The organism is Enterobacter sp. 3U4 (assembly GCF_057224565.1).
This window is the reverse complement of the sequence record NZ_CP136665.1, coordinates 2,046,864-2,066,785: the sequence shown is the minus strand read 5'-3', so window position 1 is coordinate 2,066,785 and position 19,922 is coordinate 2,046,864. Positions and strand designations below refer to the sequence as shown.

The following is a 19,922-nucleotide window of genomic DNA, read 5'->3' as shown; positions in this document are numbered from 1 at the left end:
TATGTCTCTGTCAATTACGCGTGAAAATTTCGATGAATGGATGATGCCGGTTTACGCTCCGGCGGCTTTTATTCCGGTTCGTGGGGAAGGCTCGCGCCTGTGGGATCAGCAGGGTAAAGAGTATATCGACTTTGCAGGTGGGATTGCGGTGAACGCGCTGGGTCATGCGCACCCGGCGCTGCGTCAGGCGCTGAACGATCAGGCGGCGAAGTTCTGGCATACCGGCAACGGCTTTACCAACGAGCCCGCGCTGCGCCTGGCAAAAAAACTGATCGACGCGACGTTTGCGGAGAAGGTCTTTTTCTGTAACTCGGGGGCGGAAGCCAACGAGGCGGCGCTGAAGCTGGCGCGCAAATATGCGCACGATAAATTCGGTACCCACAAGAGCGGCATCGTGGCGTTTAAAAATGCCTTCCACGGACGCACGCTCTTTACCGTCAGCGCGGGCGGGCAGCCTTCCTACTCGCAGGATTTCGCACCGCTGCCGCCGGATATTCGCCACGGCGTCTATAACGATCTGCAGTCCGCCAGCGAGCTAATTAACGACACCACCTGCGCAGTGATCGTCGAGCCGATGCAGGGCGAGGGTGGCGTGCTTCCGGCGCAAAAAGCCTTCCTGCAGGGGCTGCGCGAGCTGTGCGATCGTCACGACGCGGTCCTGATTTTCGACGAAGTGCAGACCGGCGTGGGCCGCACCGGCGAGCTGTATGCCTACATGCACTATGGCGTGACGCCGGACGTGCTGTCGACCGCCAAAGCGCTGGGCGGCGGCTTCCCGATTGGCGCGACGCTGACCACCGATAAATTTGCCAGCGTGATGACCGTGGGCACCCACGGCACCACCTACGGCGGCAACCCGCTGGCCACCGCCGTTGCCGGACAGGTTCTCGACATCATTAACACCCCTGAGGTGCTGAAGGGCGTTAAGCAGCGCCACGACTGGTTTGTTGAGCGTCTGAACGCCATCAACAGCAAAACGGGGCTGTTTAAAGAAATTCGCGGTCTGGGGCTGTTAATCGGCTGCGAGCTCACCGCTGAGTTTGCCGGAAAAGCTAAACTTATTTCACAGGAAGCGGCAAAAGTGGGCGTGATGGTGCTGATTGCCGGTGCCAACGTGGTGCGTTTTGCGCCTGCGCTGATCGTCAGCGAAGAAGAAGTGCAAACCGGTCTGGACCGCTTTGCGCTGGCGTGTGAAAAGGTGAAATCCGGGGTGTCATCATGATGGTCATCCGTCCCGTTGAGCGCGGCGATCTCGCCGGGCTCATGCAGCTTGCCGGTAAGACGGGAGGCGGGCTGACCTCGCTTCCTGCCGATGAAAAAACGCTGTCGGCGCGCATCGAGCGCGCCCTGCAAACCTGGCAGGGGACGTTGCCAAAAAGCGAACAGGGGTATGTGTTCGTGCTGGAAGACACCGACACGGGAACCGTGGCCGGGATCTGCGCCATTGAAGTGGCCGTCGGGCTGAACGACCCGTGGTACAACTACCGCGTTGGCACCATGGTTCACGCCTCGAAGGAGCTGAACGTCTATAACGCGCTGCCCACGCTGTTTCTCTGCAATGACCACACGGGCGCCAGCGAGCTCTGCACGCTGTTCCTCGATCCGGCGTGGCGCAAAGAGGGCAACGGCTATCTGCTTTCCAAATCGCGCTTTATGTTTATGGCCGCCTTCCGCGATCGCTTTAACGAAAAAGTGGTTGCGGAGATGCGCGGCGTGATCGACGACACCGGCTACTCGCCGTTCTGGGAGAGCCTGGGCGAGCGCTTCTTCTCGATGGAGTTCAGCCGGGCGGACTATCTCTGCGGCACCGGCCAGAAAGCCTTTATTGCCGAACTGATGCCGAAGCATCCTATCTATACCCATTTCCTCAGCCCGGAAGCGCAGGCGGTGATCGGCGAAGTGCATCCGCAAACCGCGCCTGCCCGCGCGGTGCTGGAGAAAGAGGGGTTCCGCTACCGCAACTATGTCGACATATTTGACGGCGGGCCTACGCTTGAGTGCGATATCGACCGCGTGCGCGCAATCCGTAAGAGCCGTCTGGTTGAAGTCTCTGAAGGCCAGCCCGCGCCGGGCGACTGGCCCGCCTGTCTGGTGTCGAACGAAAATTACGCCAACTTCCGCGCCATGCTGGTGCGGACCAACCCGAAATGTGAACGTCTGGTGCTGACGGCTGCAGAACTGGATGCCCTGAAGTGTAACGCCGGCGATACGGTTCGCCTGGTGCGTCTCTGCCCTGAGGAGAAAACAGCATGACATTATGGATTAACGGTGACTGGGTCACGGGCGAAGGCGAACAGCGCGTAAAGACCAATCCGGTTGGAAAAGAGGCGCTCTGGAAGGGGCATGACGCCAGCGTTGCGCAGGTGGAACAAGCCTGCCATGCCGCTCGCCGCGCGTTTCCGGCGTGGGCAAAACAGCCTTTCGCCGCGCGCCAGGAGATTGTTGAAAAGTTTGCCGGGCTGCTGGAGGCAAACAAGGCCGAGCTGACGCGCATCATCGCGTCAGAAACCAGTAAACCGCGCTGGGAAGCGGCAACCGAAGTGACGGCGATGATCAACAAAATCGCCATTTCGATCAAGGCATACCACACCCGCACCGGCGAACAGCACACCGACATGCCGGACGGCGCGGCCACGCTGCGCCACCGTCCGCACGGCGTGCTGGCGGTGTTTGGGCCGTACAACTTCCCGGGGCATCTGCCGAATGGCCACATTGTGCCCGCGCTGCTGGCGGGCAATACCGTCATCTTTAAACCGAGCGAGCTCACGCCATTCACCGGCGAAGCGGTGGTTAAGCTGTGGGAACAGGCTGGCCTGCCGCCGGGCGTGCTGAACCTGGTGCAGGGCGGACGTGAAACCGGTCAGGCGCTGAGCGCGCTGAGCGATATCGACGGCCTGCTGTTTACCGGCAGCGCCGGGACGGGCTATCAGCTGCACCGCCAGCTGGCGGGGCAGCCGGAAAAAATTCTGGCGCTGGAGATGGGGGGCAACAACCCGCTGATTGTGGAAGACCCGGATGATATTGACGCCGCGGTGCACCTGACGATTCAGTCCGCCTTTATTACCGCCGGACAGCGCTGCACCTGTGCCCGCCGTCTGCTGGTCAAGCGCGGCGCGCAGGGCGATGCCTTCCTGAAGCGTCTGGTAGAGGTGAGCGCGCGTCTGGTGCCTGCCGCGTGGGATGCCGATCCGCAGCCGTTTATCGGCGGGCTGATTTCCGAACAGGCCGCGCTGAACGTACTGAAGGCCTGGCAGGACCACGTCGCGCGCGGCGCGAAAACCCTGCTCGAGCCGAAGCAGGTTCAGCCGGGCACCTCGCTGCTGACGCCGGGCATCGTTGAAATGAGCGGCGCGAGCAACGTGCCGGATGAAGAGGTCTTTGGCCCGCTGCTGTGCGTGTGGCGCTATGACGATTTCGATGCGGCGATTGCGATGGCGAATAACACCCGCTACGGCCTGTCGAGCGGGCTGATTTCGCCTCATCGCGAGAAGTTCGATCGGCTGCTGCTGGAAGCGCGCGCCGGGATTGTGAACTGGAATAAACCGCTGACCGGGGCCGCGAGCACCGCGCCGTTCGGCGGCGTGGGCGCGTCGGGCAACCATCGCGCCAGCGCGTGGTATGCCGCCGATTACTGCGCGTGGCCGATGGCGAGCCTGGAAACCCCGGCGCTGACGCTGCCGGAGACGCTTAATCCGGGGCTGGATTTTACCGGAGGGGATCGTCATGAAAGCGCGTGAAGTTAACTTTGACGGGCTGGTGGGGCTGACGCACCACTATGCCGGTCTCTCTTTTGGTAATGAAGCCTCGACGAAGCACCGTTTTCAGGTCTCGAACCCGAAGCTGGCGGCGAAGCAGGGGCTTTTGAAGATGAAAGCGCTGGCGGATGCCGGTTTCCCGCAGGCGGTGATCCCGCCGCAGGAGCGTCCGAACGTAGCGGTATTACGTCAACTCGGTTACACCGGCACCGATGAGCAGGTGGTCGAAAAAGCGGGTACGCAGACGCCGCACCTGCTCTCCGCGGCAAGCTCGGCCTCTTCGATGTGGGTCGCCAACGCGGCAACCGTCGCGCCGTCCGCCGACACGCTGGATGGCAAAGTCCATCTGACGGTGGCGAACCTGAATAACAAATTCCACCGCGCCACCGAAGCGGAAACCACCGAGCGCGTGCTTCGCGCCATTTTCAACCAGGACGCCCGTTTTGCGGTGCATCAGGCCCTGCCGCAGGTGGCGATGTTTGGCGACGAAGGCGCGGCCAACCATAACCGCCTGGGGGGCGATTATGGCGACCCGGGCCTGCAGCTGTTTATCTACGGGCGAGAAGAGGGGGGCCACGCCGCGCCAACCCGCTATCCTGCGCGTCAGACGCTGGCGGCCAGCCAGGCGGTTGCCCGCCTGAACCAGGTCAATCCTTCCCAGGTGATTTTTGCCCAGCAAAACCCGCATGTGATCGACCAGGGCGTGTTCCACAACGACGTGATTGCCGTTTCCAACCGCCAGGTGCTGTTCTGCCACGAGCAGGCGTTTGCCCATCAGGAGAAGCTGCTCGCCACGCTGCATGAACGCGTGCGCGGCTTCACGCCAATTCAGGTGCCAACGGAGGCGGTGAGTGTGCAGGATGCGGTCGAAACGTATCTGTTCAATAGCCAGCTGCTGAGCCGCGATGACGGCAGCATGATGCTGGTTCTGCCGCAGGAGTCCCGGGATCATCAGGGCGTGTGGCGCTACCTGACCGAGCTGGTGAAGGCCGATAACCCGATTGACGAACTGCGCGTGTTTGACCTGCGCGAAAGCATGGCCAACGGCGGCGGTCCCGCCTGTTTGCGTCTGCGCGTGGTCTTGACCCAGGACGAAATGCAGGCGGTGAACCCGGCGGTCATGATGAACGATACGCTCTTTACGCGGCTGAATGAATGGGTCGATCGCTACTATCGCGATCGTCTGACGCAGGCGGATCTGGTTGACCCTCAGCTTCTGCGTGAAGGACGCGAGGCGCTGGACGCGTTATCGACAATCCTGCAGCTGGGATCGGTTTATCCGTTCCAGCGCTAAAGGAGTGGATATGGAAAATTTACTGGCGCTGACCCTGGCCGATGAAACGCCGGAACAGAAAGAGGGGGATGGCCCCTCATTTCGCTGGCGGTGGCTGGGGCGCGGGGTGCTTGAGCTGACGCCGACAGCAAAGAGCGATCTCTCGCTGCTACTTTCAACGGGCATTCACGGGAATGAAACCGCACCCGTTGAGATTGTCGATCTGCTGCTGCGTGCGCTGTACCGCAATGAGATCGCCCTGAAGTGCCGCGTGCTGGTGGTGCTCGGCAATCCCCCTGCGCTGGCGCAAAACAAACGGTATCTGGTGAGCGACATTAACCGCATGTTCGGCGGCCGCTGGTCGCAGTTTCCGCAGAGTGACGAAACGGCGCGGGCAGCGTGGCTGGAGAAAGTGGTGACCGCGTTTTTTGCCGCTGCGGGACCGGCGCGCTGGCATCTGGATCTGCATACGGCCATCCGCGCGTCCTACCATGTCCGCTTCGGCGTTCTGCCGCAGCGCAATCAGCCGTGGGAGGAAGATTTCCTGAGCTGGCTGGGTGACGCCGGGCTGGAGGCGCTGGTGTTTCACCAGTCGCCGGGCGGAACCTTTACGCACTTTACCTGTGAGCACTTTGGTGCGTTGTCCTGTACGCTGGAGCTGGGGAAAGCGCTGCCGTTTGGGCAAAACGATTTATCCCGCTTTGCACCCACTCATCTCGCCCTGCGGGCGCTGCTGGGCGGGTCGGCTCCCGAGCCTGCGCATCAGCCCGTCGAGCGGTATCGGGTCGTACAGCAAATCACGCGCCGCAGCGATGCCTTCCTGCTCCATATGGCCGCGCATACCCTGAATTTCACCCCGTTCCGCAAAGGGGCGCTGCTGGCCGAGGATGGTGAGGAGCGTTACGAGGTGCAGAAATCCACCGAGTATGTTTTATTCCCTAACCCCACGGTCGCGTTTGGCCTGCGGGCCGGTCTGATGCTGGAAAAAATATCCTGAACCTTTCCCCTCTCTTCATACGGGAGGGGAAGTCAAATACCTTTTCTTAACGATTAAAGCACCTGCACCTGTTTTGCAGAATATTCCTGGTGAATTGCTTTATTATTGTTCTTCACTCCGTTATACTTTTTCTAAATCGCTTTAAAATCATCACATTGAATATTTTTCGTTGCAACTCTCCACGCTTTATCCTTATTTCCTCCACATTTGGCGAAAATTTGTTTTTTACACTTTCATTGTTTTACCGTTGCTCTGACTAATTGACGATAAACCCCGTAAAGTTAATCTCGTCAACACGGCATAGCGCCGAAGAATAACTGAAAGAAAGGAAATAAATTATGCGTAAGTTTACTGCACTGTTTGTTGCTTCTACCCTGGCTCTGGGCGCTACCAGCATGGCGTTCGCCGCAGATACTGCGACCACTACGACTGCCGCGCCTGCTGAAGGCAAAATGATGATGCATCATAAAGGTCCGGGTATGCACAACGAGATGATGATGTTTAAGGATCTCAACCTGACGGATGCGCAGAAGCAGCAGATCCGCGATATCCGTAAAGGCGAACGCGACCAGATGAAACGTCCTCCGCTTGAAGAGCGTCGTGCGATGCATGACATCATCGCCAGCGACAGCTTCGATAAGGCGAAAGCCGAAGCGCAGATCGACAAAATGGCCGAGCAGCACAAAGCCCGCATGCTGGCTCACATGGAAACCCAGAACAAGATCTACAACATTCTGACCCCGGAACAGAAAAAGCAATTTAATGCGAATTTTGAGAAGCGTCTGACAGAACGTCCGGCGATGGAAGGTAAAATGCCAGCACCAACCGAATAATCGGTTCACACTCTTAAGACCGCCGGGATCCTGTCCACAAAAGCGCAAACGCTGTGGACAGGACCGGCGGTTTTTCTTTCCTGCCCTCTTGTCTGCCGCCGCCAGCGCGGTATGCTCCTGTAGTCGCATCAGAGAATGTTTGTAGAGTCATGGCGTTAGCATTTTTATTAACGTTGCGCTAAGGCCTGCTCGCTCTGCTGCCGATACTGTGTCTGTGAATACCTAACGATAACAAACAAGACAGCAACGATAGCGATATCCTTGCCCTGGCACGGGTTGTGCCATTCAGGAGTGGTGATGGAGTTCTTTGATATCCGTAAGATGCCGGTCAGCCTGTGGCGCAATGGTGCGGGCGAAACGCGTGAGATTTGCTGTTTCCCTCCCGCAACGCGTGATTTTCACTGGCGTGCCAGTATCGCGACTATCGCCAGCAACGGCGAATTCTCCTCTTTCCCCGGCGTCGATCGGGTGATTACCTTGCTGGAAGGAGGGGAGGTGACGCTGGATGCCGGTCAGGCGTTCATCCATACCCTAAAGCACCATCAGCCCTACAGTTTTGCCGGCGATTTACCGGTGAAAGCGCTGCTGTCCGATGGACGGATGGCGATGGACTTCAACATCATGACCCGGCGCGACTGCTGCAAGGCGAAGGTACGGGTTGCTGACCGTACTTTTACCACCTTTGGTTCAAGCGGGGGCGTGGTATTTGTGTTAAGCGGCGCGTGGCAGCTGGGTGATAAATTGCTGACGGCCAATCAGGGTGCCAGCTGGCAGGAGGGAACCCATACTCTGCGTCTGCTGGAGACGCAGGGCACCTTATTGTTCAGCGAAATCACGTGGCTGCCAGGTCATTGAGAACAATGATCTCAAACTTACCGGCTAATACCGGTTTACAGAGAATTTTATAGCCATCGTGGTCAAATCCGGCGGGCGTGCGCAGCAGGGTTGCCGCGTCGTTGATGTCATCGACAGCGCCCAGCCAGAGCCAGTTATTGACGATGTGATACTGGGTCATTGCCTCGCCCACTTCTTTTAGCGCAACGGCGCTTTCCCAGGGCCAGCAGTTAACGCTGATGGCCGCCAGACCGGAGAGGAGCCGGACGTGATGCGCCTCAGCGCTCTCTTTCCCACAGCAGGCACCGGCACAGCGCTTCAGCGCGGATCGAAAACAGGCGCGTCCGCGGGTGGTCGCCTCCAGACCCAAAAGGCTGTAGCAAAGCTGGAGCTCGTCCGCCAGCGTCTGCAGCGCCTGGAGCGCGGCACGTTTATTGGCGAACAGTCCGTAGAGATTCGGAGCATGAGAAAAATCGACGTCGCGCGCGTAGACGACCTGCGGCTTGCCCTCGTTGATCTGCAGGGAGCAGAGCTGACGGTTGCGGCGCAGGCGCTTGTTGAACAGCGGCTGCTGCTCTTTAATCAAACGCGCTTCCAGCAATAGCGCGCCCATTTCTCCGGCCGTCTGGAACCAGGTAATGCGTCGCGACTGGCGCAGCATGGCGGCCTCGTCCGGGGTGCGAAGATGGGATAACACCCGACTGCGAATGTTAACGCTCTTGCCGATGTAAAGCGGCAGGGTGTCGCTCTCACCGTGAAAAATGTACACGCCCGGCTGTTTAGGCAATGCTTCTAGCCAGGGGCGAAGGTGCTCGGGATATTCGTAGATAGCCGCCGCTTCAAACTCAAGACGCGGGGCAGATTGACGCCTGCTCACATACTGCTCCATATACTGTTCAGGTATACAGTGTAGCAGGAGTGTGGTGGTTAAAAAAGAGCCGGGTGGTGGATACACCTTACCCGGCCATGACGTGCGGCCTGATGCCCTCACCCCAACCCTCTCCCACGGGAGAGGGCGCAAACACTAAAAACGGTAGCCTGGGGTTACCGTTTTGCTTTTATTTCTTCCAGAAGTCGTCAAACACCGTAATTGGCGTGTGGCGCTTGTGCTCGGTTTTCAGATACCAGCCTTCGATGATCTTCGCGGTGCCTTCATCCAGCTTTTTGCCTTCCAGATAATCATCAATGTTGTCATAGGTGACGCCAAGGGCCGCTTCATCCGGCATGGAAGGGCGATCGTCTTCAAGGTCCGCCGTTGGCGCTTTCTTATAAAGATGCTCAGGACAGCCCAGCGCGGCAAGCAGCTGCTTACCCTGACGCTTGTTCAGGCGGAAGATCGGGTTAATGTCGGTGCCGCCGTCGCCATATTTGGTGAAGAAGCCGGTGATCGCTTCGGCCGCATGGTCGGTGCCGACCACGACGCCTTTGGTCATCCCGGCGATGCTGTACTGCGCTTTCATGCGCTCGCGTGCCTTTTCATTGCCGCGAACGAAATCGCTCAGCTCAATGCCCGCTTCGCGTAACGCCTGCTCGCTTGCCAGCACCGAGCCTTTAATATTCACGGTCAGCACGCGGTCAGGCTGAATGAAGGCAATGGCATCCTGGCAATCCTGCTCGTCTGCCTGTACGCCGTAAGGAAGGCGCACAGCGATAAACTGCAGCGTCTCGTCGCCCGTCTCTTCGCGAAGCTCTGAAATCGCCATCTGGCAGAGTTTACCGGTCAGGGTAGAGTCCTGACCGCCGCTGATGCCCAGCACCAGGGATTTCAGGAAAGCGTTCTTTTTTAAGTACGATTTTAAAAAATCCACGCTGCGGCGGATCTCTTCATGTGCATCTACCGTAGGCTTCGCGCCCAGTGCCTGAATAATCTCTTGTTGCAGAGCCATCACGCCCTCCATATGCAGTACAGAAACAGAATGTGTTAACTGTTAAAACTAACCCTTTGGGCGAGAAACGACAAGGATCACAGTTTCGAGTGCGCTAATTTGCGCCGTTTTAGCAGCTTATCGTTGTTTTATTAGAATTTTCCGAAATTCGTCTGGCGTAACTCACAAAGTTGAACAATAGTACTTTTTATCCCATGCTTAGATAACACGCTGATAAACAAGAGGACGGAATATGAACAAGAACGTAGCAGGAATTCTTAGCGCAGCGGCGGTACTGACTATGCTGGCAGGGTGTACGGCTTACGATCGCACCAAGGATCAGTTTACGCAGCCCGTAGTAAAAGACGTTAAAAAGGGGATGACCCGTTCGCAGGTGGCTGCGATTGCCGGTAAACCTTCTTCTGAAATCACCATGATTCACGCGAAAGGGACCTGCCAGACCTATATTCTGGGTCAACGTGATGGTAAGGCGGAAACCTACTTTGTCGCCCTGGATGATACCGGTCATGTGATCAACTCCGGCTATCAGACCTGTGCTGAATACGACACCGATCCGCAGGCACCTAAGGCGCAATAACCCTCTTTGCCTGAGAATGTTAACAAACCGGCCCGTGGGCCGGTTTTTTTATGCATCAGAAAATCTTATTTCTTTGCGCGAATTATTTGCCCGAAATGTGAAGGGAGTCAACAAGCCAGGTCAATGAGAGACAATTTGTGTCTATCCAGAATTATCCCCTGTCTGTACCATTGCGTATACTCACTCCAACGATAAACAACAGTACGCAAGCTACCTGTCTGCCGGGACAGCGAGTCGAGTGATAGCGCGATGGCAGGTAGTCATACAAGAGGGAAATCACGATGGAAAAGAAACATATCTACCTGTTCTGCTCAGCGGGCATGTCTACGTCGCTTCTGGTATCAAAGATGCGTGCGCAGGCTGAAAAGTATGAAGTCCCTGTGGTGATTGAAGCGTTTCCCGAGACGCTGGCGGGCGAAAAAGGCCAGACAGCCGATGTCGTTTTACTGGGGCCGCAAATTGCCTATATGTTGCCCGAAATTCAACGACTGTTACCGAATAAACCGGTCGAAGTGATTGACTCGGGACTGTACGGCAAAATTGATGGTTTAGGTGTTCTTAAAGCTGCTGTGGCAGCAATTAAAAAAGCTGCTAATTAATTTTTATTTTTCCCGTCAAAGAGTTATTTCACACACAATACGCCGTAACATGCGTTACGGCATTTAAGGGTATTTTCCTATGAGTAAAGTCATCGCTTCACTTGAAAAGGTACTCCTTCCTTTTGCTGTTAAAATAGGAAAGCAGCCTCACGTTAACGCCATCAAAAACGGCTTTATTAAATTAATGCCGTTGACGCTGGCCGGGGCCATGTTCGTTTTAATTAACAACGTTTTTCTGAGCTTTGGTGAAGGTTCCTTCTTTTATTCATTAGGAATTCGGTTAGACGCTTCCACTATTGAAACCCTTAATGGTTTTAAAGCCATCGGCGGCAACGTCTATAACGGTACGTTGGGGATTATGTCGCTGATGGCGCCTTTCTTTATTGGGATGGCGCTGGCAGAAGAGCGAAAAGTAGATCCGCTGGCTGCCGGGTTATTATCCGTCGCTGCCTTTATGACCGTAACGCCTTACAGCGTGGGTGAAGCCTATGCCGTTGGCGCCAACTGGCTGGGCGGGGCCAACATCATCTCCGGTATTGTTATCGGTCTGGTGGTGGCAGAAATGTTCACCTTTATTATCCGTCGCAACTGGGTGATCCGCCTGCCGGATAGCGTACCGGCTTCCGTATCCCGTTCATTTTCCGCGTTGATTCCAGGCTTCATTATTCTCTCCATCATGGGGATTATCGCCTGGGCGCTCTCCCACTGGGGCACAAACTTCCACCAGATCATCATGGACTCTATCTCTACGCCGCTGGCGTCGATGGGTGGCGTGGTCGGTTGGGCGTATGTGATTTTCACCTCTCTGCTGTGGTTCTTTGGCGTGCATGGTTCACTGGCACTGGCCGCGCTGGACAGCGGAATTATGACCCCATGGGCACTGGAAAACGTTGCGCTTTACCAGCAGTACGGCTCCGTTGACGCGGCGCTGGCAGCGGGTAAAACCTTCCATGTGTGGGCGAAGCCGATGCTTGACTCCTATATCTTCCTGGGCGGTACCGGGGCGACCTTGGGTCTGATCATCGCGGTCTTTATTGTCTCTCGTCGTGCTGACTACCGTCAGGTCGCGAAGCTGGCGCTGCCATCAGGCATCTTCCAGATTAACGAACCGATTCTTTTCGGTCTGCCAATCATCATGAACCCGGTAATGTTCATTCCGTTCATCCTGATTCAGCCGCTGCTGGCCGCCATTACCCTGACGGCGTATTACCTGGGCATCATTCCACCGGTCACCAACATTGCACCGTGGACCATGCCGGCGGGTCTGGGCGCCTTCTTCAACACCAACGGGAGCGTCGCGGCCTTCCTGCTGGCGATATTCAACCTCGGGGTTGCCACCCTGCTGTACATGCCGTTCGTGGCGATTGCGAACAAAGCCGCCACCATCATTGATGAAGAAGAGAGCGAAGAGGATATCGCCCTCTCACTGAAATTCTAAGATTGACCGGCGCGGGGAAGCCCGCGCCAGCCACAAGGAGCTTAAACATGTTAGATTTGGATAGTATTGTCGCAGACGAAGCCGTCGAGAACGATCTCGAAGAAGTGGTGATGGGGCTTATCATCAACTCCGGACAGGCCCGCAGTCTGGCCTATGCCGCACTGAAGCAGGCCAAGCAGGGGGATTTCGCCGCCGCGAAAACCATGATGGAACAGTCCCGCACGGCGCTGAACGAAGCGCATCTGGTGCAGACAAAGCTGATTGAAAGCGATCAGGGCGAAGGGAAGATGAAGGTCAGCCTGGTGCTGGTTCACGCACAGGATCACCTGATGACCTCGATGCTGGCGCGTGAGCTGGTGGCGGAGCTCATTGAGCTTCACGAGAAGATGCAGTAAGTCAGACTGAGTAGCAGGAGGTCAGCACGATGGAAATTAAAACCGCACTTGAACAGCAGCTGTTTAATGGCAAAAATTTTCACGTGGTTATCTACAACAAGACGGAGAGCGCCAGCGGTCTGCACCAGCATGACTACTACGAGTTCACGATTGTTCTGACCGGCCGCTACTACCAGGAGATTAACGGTAAGCGCGTCCTGCTTGAACGAGGGGATTTCGTCTTCCTGCCGATGGGGTCTTATCACCAGAGCTTTTACGAATTTGGTGCCACCCGCATTCTGAACGTGGGCGTCAGCAGACGTTTCTTCGAGAAGCATTATCTGCCGCTGGTGCCGTTCTGCTTTGTGGCCTCCCAGGTCTATCGGGTCAAAAACGAGTTCATGACCTGGATTGAAACGGTTATCGCCTCGCTTAACTTCCGCGACAATGAATTTGATGAGTTTATTGAAACGGTGACCTTCTACGTGATGAACCGACTGCGCCACCATCGTGAAGAGCAGCAGGTGACGGATGATATTCCGCAATGGCTGCGCAGCACCGTTGAGCTGATGCACGATAAGGGCCAGTTCAGCGAAAATGCGCTGGAAAATATGGTCTCCCTGTCGGGCAAATCCCAGGAATATCTGACCCGTGCGACGCAGCGTTATTATCGTAAAACGCCCGTGCAAATTATTAATGAAATCCGCATTAATTTTGCTAAAAAACAGCTGGAAATTACCAACTATTCTGTCACCGATATTGCTTACGAGTCAGGATACAGCAGTCCCAGCCTGTTTATTAAAACCTTTAAGAAATTGACGTCATTCACACCGAACAGTTACCGGAAAAATTTGACGGTAATTAATTAACTTTCGGCGGATTACCCGCCACGAATATTGCTTTAATGGCTTGCCCAAATAGCGGGAAGAGTACGCTATACCTTGCAGGCGATTAACCTGATACGCTAAGGGAGATATTATGCAGAAGAAATTAAAAGTCGTAACCATTGGTGGCGGCAGCAGCTATACCCCGGAATTACTGGAAGGTTTTCTGAAACGTTACCATGAATTACCGGTCAGCGAATTATGGCTGGTAGACGTTGAGGAAGGTCAGGAAAAGCTGAATATTATTTTCGACCTGTGCAAGCGCATGGTAGAGAAAGCCGGCGTGCCTCTGACCGTGCATAAAACCCTGGACCGTCGTCTGGCGCTGAAAGATGCGGATTTCGTCACCACCCAGCTGCGCGTTGGCCAGCTGAAAGCGCGCGAGCTGGACGAGCGTATTCCACTGAGCCACGGCTATCTCGGGCAGGAGACCAACGGCGCGGGCGGCCTGTTTAAAGGCCTGCGTACCATCCCGGTCATTTTCGACATCGTCAAGGACGTGCAGGAGATCTGCCCGAACGCGTGGGTGATTAACTTCACCAACCCGGCCGGCATGGTCACTGAAGCGGTCTATCGTCATACCGGCTTCAAACGCTTTATAGGCGTCTGCAACATTCCGATCGGCATGAAGATGTTTATCCGCGACGTGCTGGCGCTGACCGACAGCGACGATCTCTCCATCGATCTGTTCGGCCTGAACCACATGGTGTTCATTAAAGACGTTATCGTGAACGGAAAATCGCGCTTTGCCGAACTGCTGGACGGCGTGGCTTCCGGCCGCCTGACCGCGGCATCGGTAAAAAACATCTTTGACCTGCCGTTCAGCGAAGGGCTGATCCGCTCGCTGAACCTGCTGCCTTGCTCGTACCTGCTTTACTACTTCAAGCAGAAAGAGATGCTGGCCATCGAAATGGGCGAGTATTATAAGGGCGGCGCACGCGCGCAGATCGTTCAGAAGGTCGAGAAGCAGCTGTTCGATTTGTATAAAGATCCGAACCTGAACGTCAAACCGAAAGAGCTGGAGCAGCGCGGCGGGGCCTACTACTCCGACGCGGCGTGTGAAGTGATAAACGCCATCTACAACGACAAGCAGGCGGAGCATTATGTCAACGTGCCGCATCACGGCCATATCGACAATATCCCGGCTGACTGGGCGGTTGAGATGACCTGCATCCTGGGACGCGATGGCGCTAAACCGCATCCACGCATCACCCACTTCGATGACAAGGTCATGGGCCTGATCCACACCATCAAAGGCTTTGAAGTGGCGGCAAGCAACGCGGCGCTGAGCGGCGAGCTCAATGACGTGCTGCTGGCGCTGAACCTCAGCCCGCTGGTGCATTCTGACCGCGACGCGGAGCAGCTGGCCAGCGAGATGATCCTGGCGCATGAAAAATGGTTGCCAAACTTTGCCGCCACGATCGAGAAGCTGAAGTTCAAACAGCAATAAGAGGACGCACAATGGAAAACCTGCTGATCGTTAATGCTGATGATTTTGGCCTCTCGAAAGGTCAGAACTACGGCATTATTGAAGCCTGTCGCCGGGGGGTTGTGACCTCTACAACGGCACTGGTTAATGGTGAGGCGGTTGAACACGCGGCGCAGCTGAGCCGCGAGGTGCCGGAGCTGGGCGTCGGCATGCATTTTGTGCTGACGCTCGGGGTGCCGCTTTCGCCAATGCCGGGCCTGACGCGCGATGGCCAGCTGGGGAAATGGATTTGGGAACTGGCGGAGCAGGGGGCTCTGTCGCTCGAAGAGATTGTCCGCGAGCTGGACTGTCAGTTCAACCGCTTCGTTGATGTGTTTGGTAGGGCGCCGACGCACATCGACAGCCATCACCACGTGCATATGATCCCGGCGATTTTCCCGATTGTCGCCGGATTTGCACAGCGCAAAGGCGTGGCGATGCGCGTGGATCGCGAGGTGCGCGGATTACCGGACTGCGCTGTCACCACCTCAGAGGGGTTCAGCAGCGCGTTTTACGGCGACGAGATCGACGATGCGCTGTTCCTGAAGGTGCTGGATGATTCTGCCGCGCGGGGGGAACGGTCGCTGGAGGTCATGGCGCATCCTGCCTTTGTCGATAACACCGTGCGTAAAAGCGCCTACTGCTGGCCGCGTCTTGCGGAGCTGGATGTCCTGACGTCGCCGTCGCTGAAATACGCGATTGCCGAGCGTGGGTATCGGTTGGGGACGTTCGGGGATCTGTAAGAGGTGCCGGGTGGCGAGGTAAAAGCAAAACGGTAACCTGGGTTACCGTTTTAATTGTTTTCTCCCTCTCCCGTGGGAGAGGGGCGGGGTGAGGGCATCAGGCCGCACAACCGGGAATGGATTTTACGCCGGAATCTGGTCAATCTTGCTGCTTCGCGACCACACGCGGTGCGCGGCGAGCAAATCAAACAGCTTCGTCATAAAGGCATCGTCAACGTTATCGCCCTCGACAATGCCGTCCTCACCCTGATCTGCCACCTTCAGCTGCGCTTTGAACTGCCGCGCGTCGCCGGAAAGCGCGATCGGCTTCAGGTGCTTATAGGCCTCCAGCAGATAATAGACGGCGTCGCCGTTGGTCAGCAGGCTGGCAATATCCCCGCCCGGCACGATCGCCGCATCGACGGTCAGCGATGGCGCACCGGCAAAGGTCGCCGCGACCGGCAGCACAGAACCATCGTCGGCCGTCACTTCACCCATGCGGGAATAGAGCAGTTTGGCATGCACGCCCTGGGTTTTCAGCGCCTGCATAATCCCCAGCACGTCGCTGGCGCGGGTTTTGTCGTTCAGCAGAATGGCGACCACGCGGCCTTTAATCGAGCCGCCCGGCACGGCATAAAGGCTTAGCGAAGGATCTTTCTTCACGCCGTTAACCTCTTTCGGCGGAGCAAGGTTGCGTTGCTCGTCGGTCAGCGTAATGCCCAGGTTATCCGCAACGCTCTGGGCAAGCTGAATATCAATATGCGCCAGCTGATCGACCACGCGCTCGCGGATGTAGGTGCGCACCACTTTACTCAGCTCAAAGCTGAAGCCGCCGATAATGTGCTGTTGCTCAATCGGCGTCTGGCTGTTCCAGAACAGGCGAGGGTGAGCGTAATACTCGCCAAACGACGGGCTGCGCTCGCGAATTTTGTTGCCGTCGACACGCTCCTGATACGATTCGAATCCACCGCGTTTCGGCCCGGGAGGGGTTTCACGCGGCCAGTTATCGTTGATGGAGTTCGGCTCATAGTTCGCCGGGTTGGTATCAATATCCTGACGATGCATCCCGTCGCGCTGGAAATTATGGTACGGGCAGGTTGGGCGGTTAATCGGAATTTCGTGGAAGTTCGGCCCGCCGAGTCGGCTGATCTGCGTATCGGTATAGGAGAACAGGCGTCCCTGCAGGAGCGGATCGTTGGTAAAGTCCAGCCCCGGCACGATATGGCCCGGGTGGAACGCGGCCTGCTCGTTTTCGGCAAAGAAATTATCCGGGTTGCGGTTGAGCACCATTTTACCCACCAGCTGCACCGGCACCAGCTCCTCCGGGATCAGCTTCGTCGGGTCAAGCAGGTCGAAATCGAACTTAAATTCGTCCTCTTCAGGAATAAGCTGCAGGCCCAGTTCGTATTCCGGGAAGTCGCCCGCTTCAATGGACTCCCACAGCTCGCGGCGATGGAAGTCCGGATCGCGCCCGGTCAGCTTCTGCGCCTCGTCCCACACCAGCGAGGCTTTACCCGCGACAGGCTTCCAGTGGAAGCGGACAAACGTGGCTTTACCTTCGGCGTTGATCAGCCGGAAGGTGTGGATGCCAAACCCTTCCATGGTGCGGTAGCTGCGCGGAATGCCGCGGTCTGACATCGCCCACATCACGTTGTGTAAGGTTTCAGGCTGCAGGGAAACATAGTCCCAGAAGGTGTCGTGCGCACTTTGTCCCTGCGGTATGGCCCAGTGGGGCTCCGGTTTTACCGCATGGACAAAGTCAGGAAATTTATGCGCGTCCTGAATGAAGAACACCGGGGTGTTGTTACCTACCAAATCGAAAATACCCTCTTCGGTATAAAACTTGGTGGCAAAGCCGCGGATATCACGGACGGTATCTGCCGAGCCCGCGCCGCCCTGCACGGTGGAGAAACGCACAAACACCGGGGTGATTTTATCCGGGTCGGAGAGGAAATCCGCTTTGGTGATCGCTTTCAGGCTCTTGTAGGGCTGGAAGTAGCCGTGCGCGGCGGAACCGCGCGCGTGGACGATGCGTTCCGGTATTCTTTCGTGGTCAAAATGGGTGATTTTTTCCCGCAGGATAAAGTCTTCCAGCAGGGTTGGCCCGCGCGCGCCTGCGCGAAGTGAGTTTTGATCGTCAGCAATGCGCACGCCCTGATTGGTGGTGAGCGCAAAACCTTCGCCACCTTTACGGTGTGGCTCAAGAGATTTCAGCTTCTCGTTTCCCGTGTCCGGCGATTTCATGCTTCCCGGTGCGGTAGGCTGTTCGCCCGGTGCGGAAGGGCCAGGGGAGGGGCGGTGAGAGCCGTCGGCAGGGGCGAGAGAGTCCATGCCCGGTTGAGATTCCTCAGTGCCATGAATCGGTGATTGATGTGTTTTATCTTTGTTCGACATTGCACGCTTCTCCTTTATCCATTGCTAAAAACCCTATTAAGGATAGAACAATGTCGCGAGATGGCTCGCGAACTAAGAGTTTTCACATGCCGTGATTAGCGAAAGGAGCCATCTCACCCACTCGGAGCGCGACGGAAGGCCGCAGGATCGGCTATCATAGAATTTTCCTGCTTCAAGAATTTGCTTTAGTGAACCAGTCGCTTATGAAACCTCTTCGTCAACAAAACCGCCAGGTTATTAGCTATGTGCCCCGCGTCGAGCCCGCGCCGCCTGACCATGCCCTGAAAGTGGAGGGCTTTCGCGATGTGTGGCAGCTGCGGGGGAAATACGTGGCCTTTGTGCTGATCGGTGAGCATTTCCGTCGCTCTCCCACCTTTACGGTGCCGGAGTCCGCACAGCGGTGGGCGATGCAGATCCGCCAGGATGAAGAGGTTGAAGAATAACAGCCATAAAAAAACCGCCATCAGGCGGTTTTTTTATTTCTAACGTAATTAGCGGTGCGCCAGCTCGGCGTCGTCTTCACTTTCCAGAATCGCTTTGTCGGTCTGCTTCAGCCACTGGCTGGTCAGCGTACCGGCGGTCATGGAGCCGCTCACGTTCAGCGCGGTACGACCCATGTCGATCAGCGGTTCAACAGAGATTAGCAGCGCGACCAGCGTCACGGGCAGACCCAGCGCAGGCAGCACAATCAGCGCGGCGAAGGTTGCGCCGCCGCCAACGCCCGCAACGCCTGCGGAGCTTACGGTGACAATCCCGACCAGCGTGGCGATCCAGACCGGATCCAGCGGGTTGATACCCACCGTCGGCGCGACCATTACGGCCAGCATCGCCGGGTACAGACCCGCACAGCCGTTCTGACCAATGGTGGCACCAAAGGAGGCAGAGAAGCTGGCGATAGATTCCGGCACGCCCAGACGACGGGTTTGCGCTTCCACGTTCAGCGGAATAGACGCGGCGCTGGAGCGGCTGGTGAAGGCAAAGGTCAGCACCGGCCAGACCTTACGGAAGTATTTCAGCGGGCTGACGCCGTTCACGCCCAGCAGGATGCCGTGCACCACGAACATAATGCCCAGGCCCAGATAAGAGGCGACAACGAAGCTGCCCAGCTTAATGATGTCCTGCAGGTTTGAGCCGGCAACCACTTTGGTCATCAGCGCCAGCACGCCGTAAGGGGTGAGCTGCATAACCAGACGAACCAGCTTCATCACCCAGCTTTGCAGGGTGTCAATCGCGGTCAGCACGCGTTCGCCTTTTGGCGCGTCGTCTTTTAGCAGCTTCAGCGCCGCTACGCCCAGGAACGCGGCGAAAATAACCACGCTGATGATCGAGGTTGGGCTCGCGCCGGTCAGGTCAGCAAACGGGTTCTTCGGAATGAAGGAGAGCACCATCTGCGGCACGGTCAGGTCAGCCACTTTACCGACGTAGTTGGTCTGAATCGCGGTCAGACGCGCCGTTTCTGCGGTCCCCTGAACCAGACCTTCTGCGGTCAGGCCAAACAGGTTAGTGACCAGCACACCCACCAGCGCGGCAATTAGCGTGGTGAACAGCAGCGTACCAATGGTCAGGAAACTGATTTTTCCCAACTGGGTCGCGTTATGCAGGCGGGCCACGGCGCTCAGAATAGAGGCGAACACCAGCGGCATAACGATCATCTGCAGCAGCTGGACATAGCCGTTACCGACAATGTTGAACCACTGAATGGAATCTTTCAGAACTGGATTATCGGAGCCATAAATTGCCTGTAATGCCAGACCGAATACAACACCCATGGCCAGACCAACCAGCACCTTTTTCGCCAGGCTCCACTGTTTGTGGCGCGCCTGCGCGAGAAGCAATAGCAATACAGCGAACACAACGACGTTCGCGATGAGTGGAAAATTCATCCCCG

19 protein-coding genes are annotated in these 19,922 nt (G+C 56.8%); 15 read left to right on the top strand and 4 right to left on the bottom strand.

What is annotated here, in order from left to right; translation table 11 throughout:
- The first annotated feature begins 1 nt into the window (after position 1).
- The 7 genes from astC to ves all read left to right on the top strand — a co-directional run bounded on the left by astC (position 2) and on the right by ves (position 7,713).
- Complete coding sequence (astC, locus tag RVY89_RS09770; RefSeq protein WP_484827666.1) at positions 2-1,222, top strand: succinylornithine/acetylornithine transaminase; 1,221 nt, start codon at positions 2-4, stop codon at positions 1,220-1,222.
- Positions 1,219-2,253 carry an arginine N-succinyltransferase gene (gene astA / locus RVY89_RS09765; protein WP_023311275.1) on the top strand — a complete coding sequence of 345 codons (1,035 nt, stop codon included), beginning with the start codon at positions 1,219-1,221 and terminating at the stop codon, positions 2,251-2,253. The genes astC and astA overlap by 4 nt, the downstream gene beginning before the upstream one ends.
- Positions 2,250-3,737, top strand: a complete 1,488-nt coding sequence (astD, locus tag RVY89_RS09760; RefSeq protein ID WP_484827665.1) for a succinylglutamate-semialdehyde dehydrogenase — start codon at positions 2,250-2,252, stop codon at positions 3,735-3,737. Before astA ends, astD begins: the two co-directional genes overlap by 4 nt.
- Positions 3,724-5,049, top strand: coding sequence for an N-succinylarginine dihydrolase (gene astB, locus RVY89_RS09755; protein WP_484827664.1), 1,326 nt, complete (start codon positions 3,724-3,726; stop codon positions 5,047-5,049). The genes astD and astB overlap by 14 nt, the downstream gene beginning before the upstream one ends.
- Positions 5,050-5,059: 10 nt before the next feature.
- A complete protein-coding gene (gene astE / locus RVY89_RS09750; protein ID WP_484827663.1) occupies positions 5,060-6,025 on the top strand; it encodes a succinylglutamate desuccinylase in 966 nt (321 codons plus the stop codon).
- A gap of 338 nt (positions 6,026-6,363) precedes the next feature.
- Complete coding sequence (spy, locus tag RVY89_RS09745) at positions 6,364-6,858, top strand: ATP-independent periplasmic protein-refolding chaperone Spy (RefSeq protein WP_023311279.1); 495 nt, start codon at positions 6,364-6,366, stop codon at positions 6,856-6,858.
- A 297-nt stretch (positions 6,859-7,155) separates the two neighbouring features.
- The gene (ves, locus tag RVY89_RS09740) at positions 7,156-7,713 is read left to right on the top strand and encodes an environmental stress-induced protein Ves (RefSeq protein WP_371897696.1); all 558 of its coding nucleotides are present in this window, start codon (positions 7,156-7,158) and stop codon (positions 7,711-7,713) included.
- On the opposite strand, the gene cho is transcribed toward ves, so the two are convergent.
- Together cho and nadE are read right to left on the bottom strand one after the other, a co-directional pair.
- Positions 7,691-8,569, bottom strand: coding sequence for an excinuclease Cho (gene cho, locus RVY89_RS09735; RefSeq protein ID WP_484827662.1), 879 nt, complete (start codon positions 8,567-8,569; stop codon positions 7,691-7,693). The two genes, ves and cho, sit on opposite strands and share 23 nt — an antisense overlap.
- A gap of 181 nt (positions 8,570-8,750) precedes the next feature.
- Entirely contained in the window at positions 8,751-9,578 is an 828-nt protein-coding gene (gene nadE / locus RVY89_RS09730; RefSeq protein ID WP_484827661.1) for an ammonia-dependent NAD(+) synthetase, read from the bottom strand.
- Between the two features lie 232 nt (positions 9,579-9,810).
- Here nadE and osmE point away from each other — a divergent pair, with 232 nt between their 5' ends.
- From osmE to chbG, 7 genes are all read left to right on the top strand, one after another.
- Positions 9,811-10,155, top strand: a complete 345-nt coding sequence (gene osmE / locus RVY89_RS09725; protein ID WP_014069881.1) for an osmotically-inducible lipoprotein OsmE — start codon at positions 9,811-9,813, stop codon at positions 10,153-10,155.
- Positions 10,156-10,436: 281 nt separating this feature from the next.
- Positions 10,437-10,754 (top strand): PTS N,N'-diacetylchitobiose transporter subunit IIB, encoded by a 318-nt coding sequence (gene chbB, locus RVY89_RS09720; RefSeq protein ID WP_008500676.1) that lies wholly within the window; start codon positions 10,437-10,439, stop codon positions 10,752-10,754.
- 79 nt (positions 10,755-10,833) lie between these two features.
- Positions 10,834-12,192 carry a PTS N,N'-diacetylchitobiose transporter subunit IIC gene (chbC, locus tag RVY89_RS09715; RefSeq protein ID WP_371897691.1) on the top strand — a complete coding sequence of 453 codons (1,359 nt, stop codon included), beginning with the start codon at positions 10,834-10,836 and terminating at the stop codon, positions 12,190-12,192.
- 47 nt (positions 12,193-12,239) lie between these two features.
- A complete protein-coding gene (gene chbA / locus RVY89_RS09710; protein ID WP_023335359.1) occupies positions 12,240-12,587 on the top strand; it encodes a PTS N,N'-diacetylchitobiose transporter subunit IIA in 348 nt (115 codons plus the stop codon).
- Between the two features lie 29 nt (positions 12,588-12,616).
- Positions 12,617-13,435: a transcriptional regulator ChbR gene (chbR, locus tag RVY89_RS09705; protein ID WP_029740446.1), complete on the top strand. Its 819-nt coding sequence runs from the start codon at positions 12,617-12,619 to the stop codon at positions 13,433-13,435.
- 109 nt (positions 13,436-13,544) lie between these two features.
- Positions 13,545-14,900, top strand: coding sequence for a 6-phospho-beta-glucosidase (locus RVY89_RS09700; RefSeq protein WP_484827660.1), 1,356 nt, complete (start codon positions 13,545-13,547; stop codon positions 14,898-14,900).
- A gap of 11 nt (positions 14,901-14,911) precedes the next feature.
- A complete protein-coding gene (chbG, locus tag RVY89_RS09695) occupies positions 14,912-15,661 on the top strand; it encodes a chitin disaccharide deacetylase (RefSeq protein WP_484827659.1) in 750 nt (249 codons plus the stop codon).
- A gap of 123 nt (positions 15,662-15,784) precedes the next feature.
- On the opposite strand, the gene katE is transcribed toward chbG, so the two are convergent.
- Entirely contained in the window at positions 15,785-18,034 is a 2,250-nt protein-coding gene (gene katE / locus RVY89_RS09690; RefSeq protein WP_484827658.1) for a catalase HPII, read from the bottom strand.
- 203 nt (positions 18,035-18,237) lie between these two features.
- Here katE and cedA point away from each other — a divergent pair, with 203 nt between their 5' ends.
- On the top strand, positions 18,238-18,477 hold the full coding sequence (gene cedA, locus RVY89_RS09685; protein ID WP_008500668.1) for a cell division activator CedA: 240 nt from the start codon (positions 18,238-18,240) through the stop codon (positions 18,475-18,477).
- Between the two features lie 48 nt (positions 18,478-18,525).
- Here cedA and RVY89_RS09680 read toward each other — a convergent pair whose 3' ends face one another.
- Positions 18,526-19,917 carry an L-cystine transporter gene (locus RVY89_RS09680; protein WP_045336125.1) on the bottom strand — a complete coding sequence of 464 codons (1,392 nt, stop codon included), beginning with the start codon at positions 19,915-19,917 and terminating at the stop codon, positions 18,526-18,528.
- Positions 19,918-19,922 lie beyond the last annotated feature (5 nt).

Bases quoted from the DNA above. Each gene is read 5' to 3' on its own strand.
- astC (WP_484827666.1), top strand. From the start codon at position 2: ATGTCTCTGTCAATTACGCGTGAAAATTTCGATGAATGGATGATGCCG.
- astA (WP_023311275.1), top strand. From the start codon at position 1,219: ATGATGGTCATCCGTCCCGTTGAGCGCGGCGATCTCGCCGGGCTCATG.
- astD (WP_484827665.1), top strand. From the start codon at position 2,250: ATGACATTATGGATTAACGGTGACTGGGTCACGGGCGAAGGCGAACAG.
- astB (WP_484827664.1), top strand. From the start codon at position 3,724: ATGAAAGCGCGTGAAGTTAACTTTGACGGGCTGGTGGGGCTGACGCAC.
- astE (WP_484827663.1), top strand. From the start codon at position 5,060: ATGGAAAATTTACTGGCGCTGACCCTGGCCGATGAAACGCCGGAACAG.
- spy (WP_023311279.1), top strand. From the start codon at position 6,364: ATGCGTAAGTTTACTGCACTGTTTGTTGCTTCTACCCTGGCTCTGGGC.
- ves (WP_371897696.1), top strand. From the start codon at position 7,156: ATGGAGTTCTTTGATATCCGTAAGATGCCGGTCAGCCTGTGGCGCAAT.
- nadE (WP_484827661.1), bottom strand. From the start codon at position 9,578: ATGGCTCTGCAACAAGAGATTATTCAGGCACTGGGCGCGAAGCCTACG.
- osmE (WP_014069881.1), top strand. From the start codon at position 9,811: ATGAACAAGAACGTAGCAGGAATTCTTAGCGCAGCGGCGGTACTGACT.
- chbB (WP_008500676.1), top strand. From the start codon at position 10,437: ATGGAAAAGAAACATATCTACCTGTTCTGCTCAGCGGGCATGTCTACG.
- chbC (WP_371897691.1), top strand. From the start codon at position 10,834: ATGAGTAAAGTCATCGCTTCACTTGAAAAGGTACTCCTTCCTTTTGCT.
- chbA (WP_023335359.1), top strand. From the start codon at position 12,240: ATGTTAGATTTGGATAGTATTGTCGCAGACGAAGCCGTCGAGAACGAT.
- chbR (WP_029740446.1), top strand. From the start codon at position 12,617: ATGGAAATTAAAACCGCACTTGAACAGCAGCTGTTTAATGGCAAAAAT.
- RVY89_RS09700 (WP_484827660.1), top strand. From the start codon at position 13,545: ATGCAGAAGAAATTAAAAGTCGTAACCATTGGTGGCGGCAGCAGCTAT.
- chbG (WP_484827659.1), top strand. From the start codon at position 14,912: ATGGAAAACCTGCTGATCGTTAATGCTGATGATTTTGGCCTCTCGAAA.
- katE (WP_484827658.1), bottom strand. From the start codon at position 18,034: ATGTCGAACAAAGATAAAACACATCAATCACCGATTCATGGCACTGAG.
- cedA (WP_008500668.1), top strand. From the start codon at position 18,238: ATGAAACCTCTTCGTCAACAAAACCGCCAGGTTATTAGCTATGTGCCC.
- RVY89_RS09680 (WP_045336125.1), bottom strand. From the start codon at position 19,917: ATGAATTTTCCACTCATCGCGAACGTCGTTGTGTTCGCTGTATTGCTA.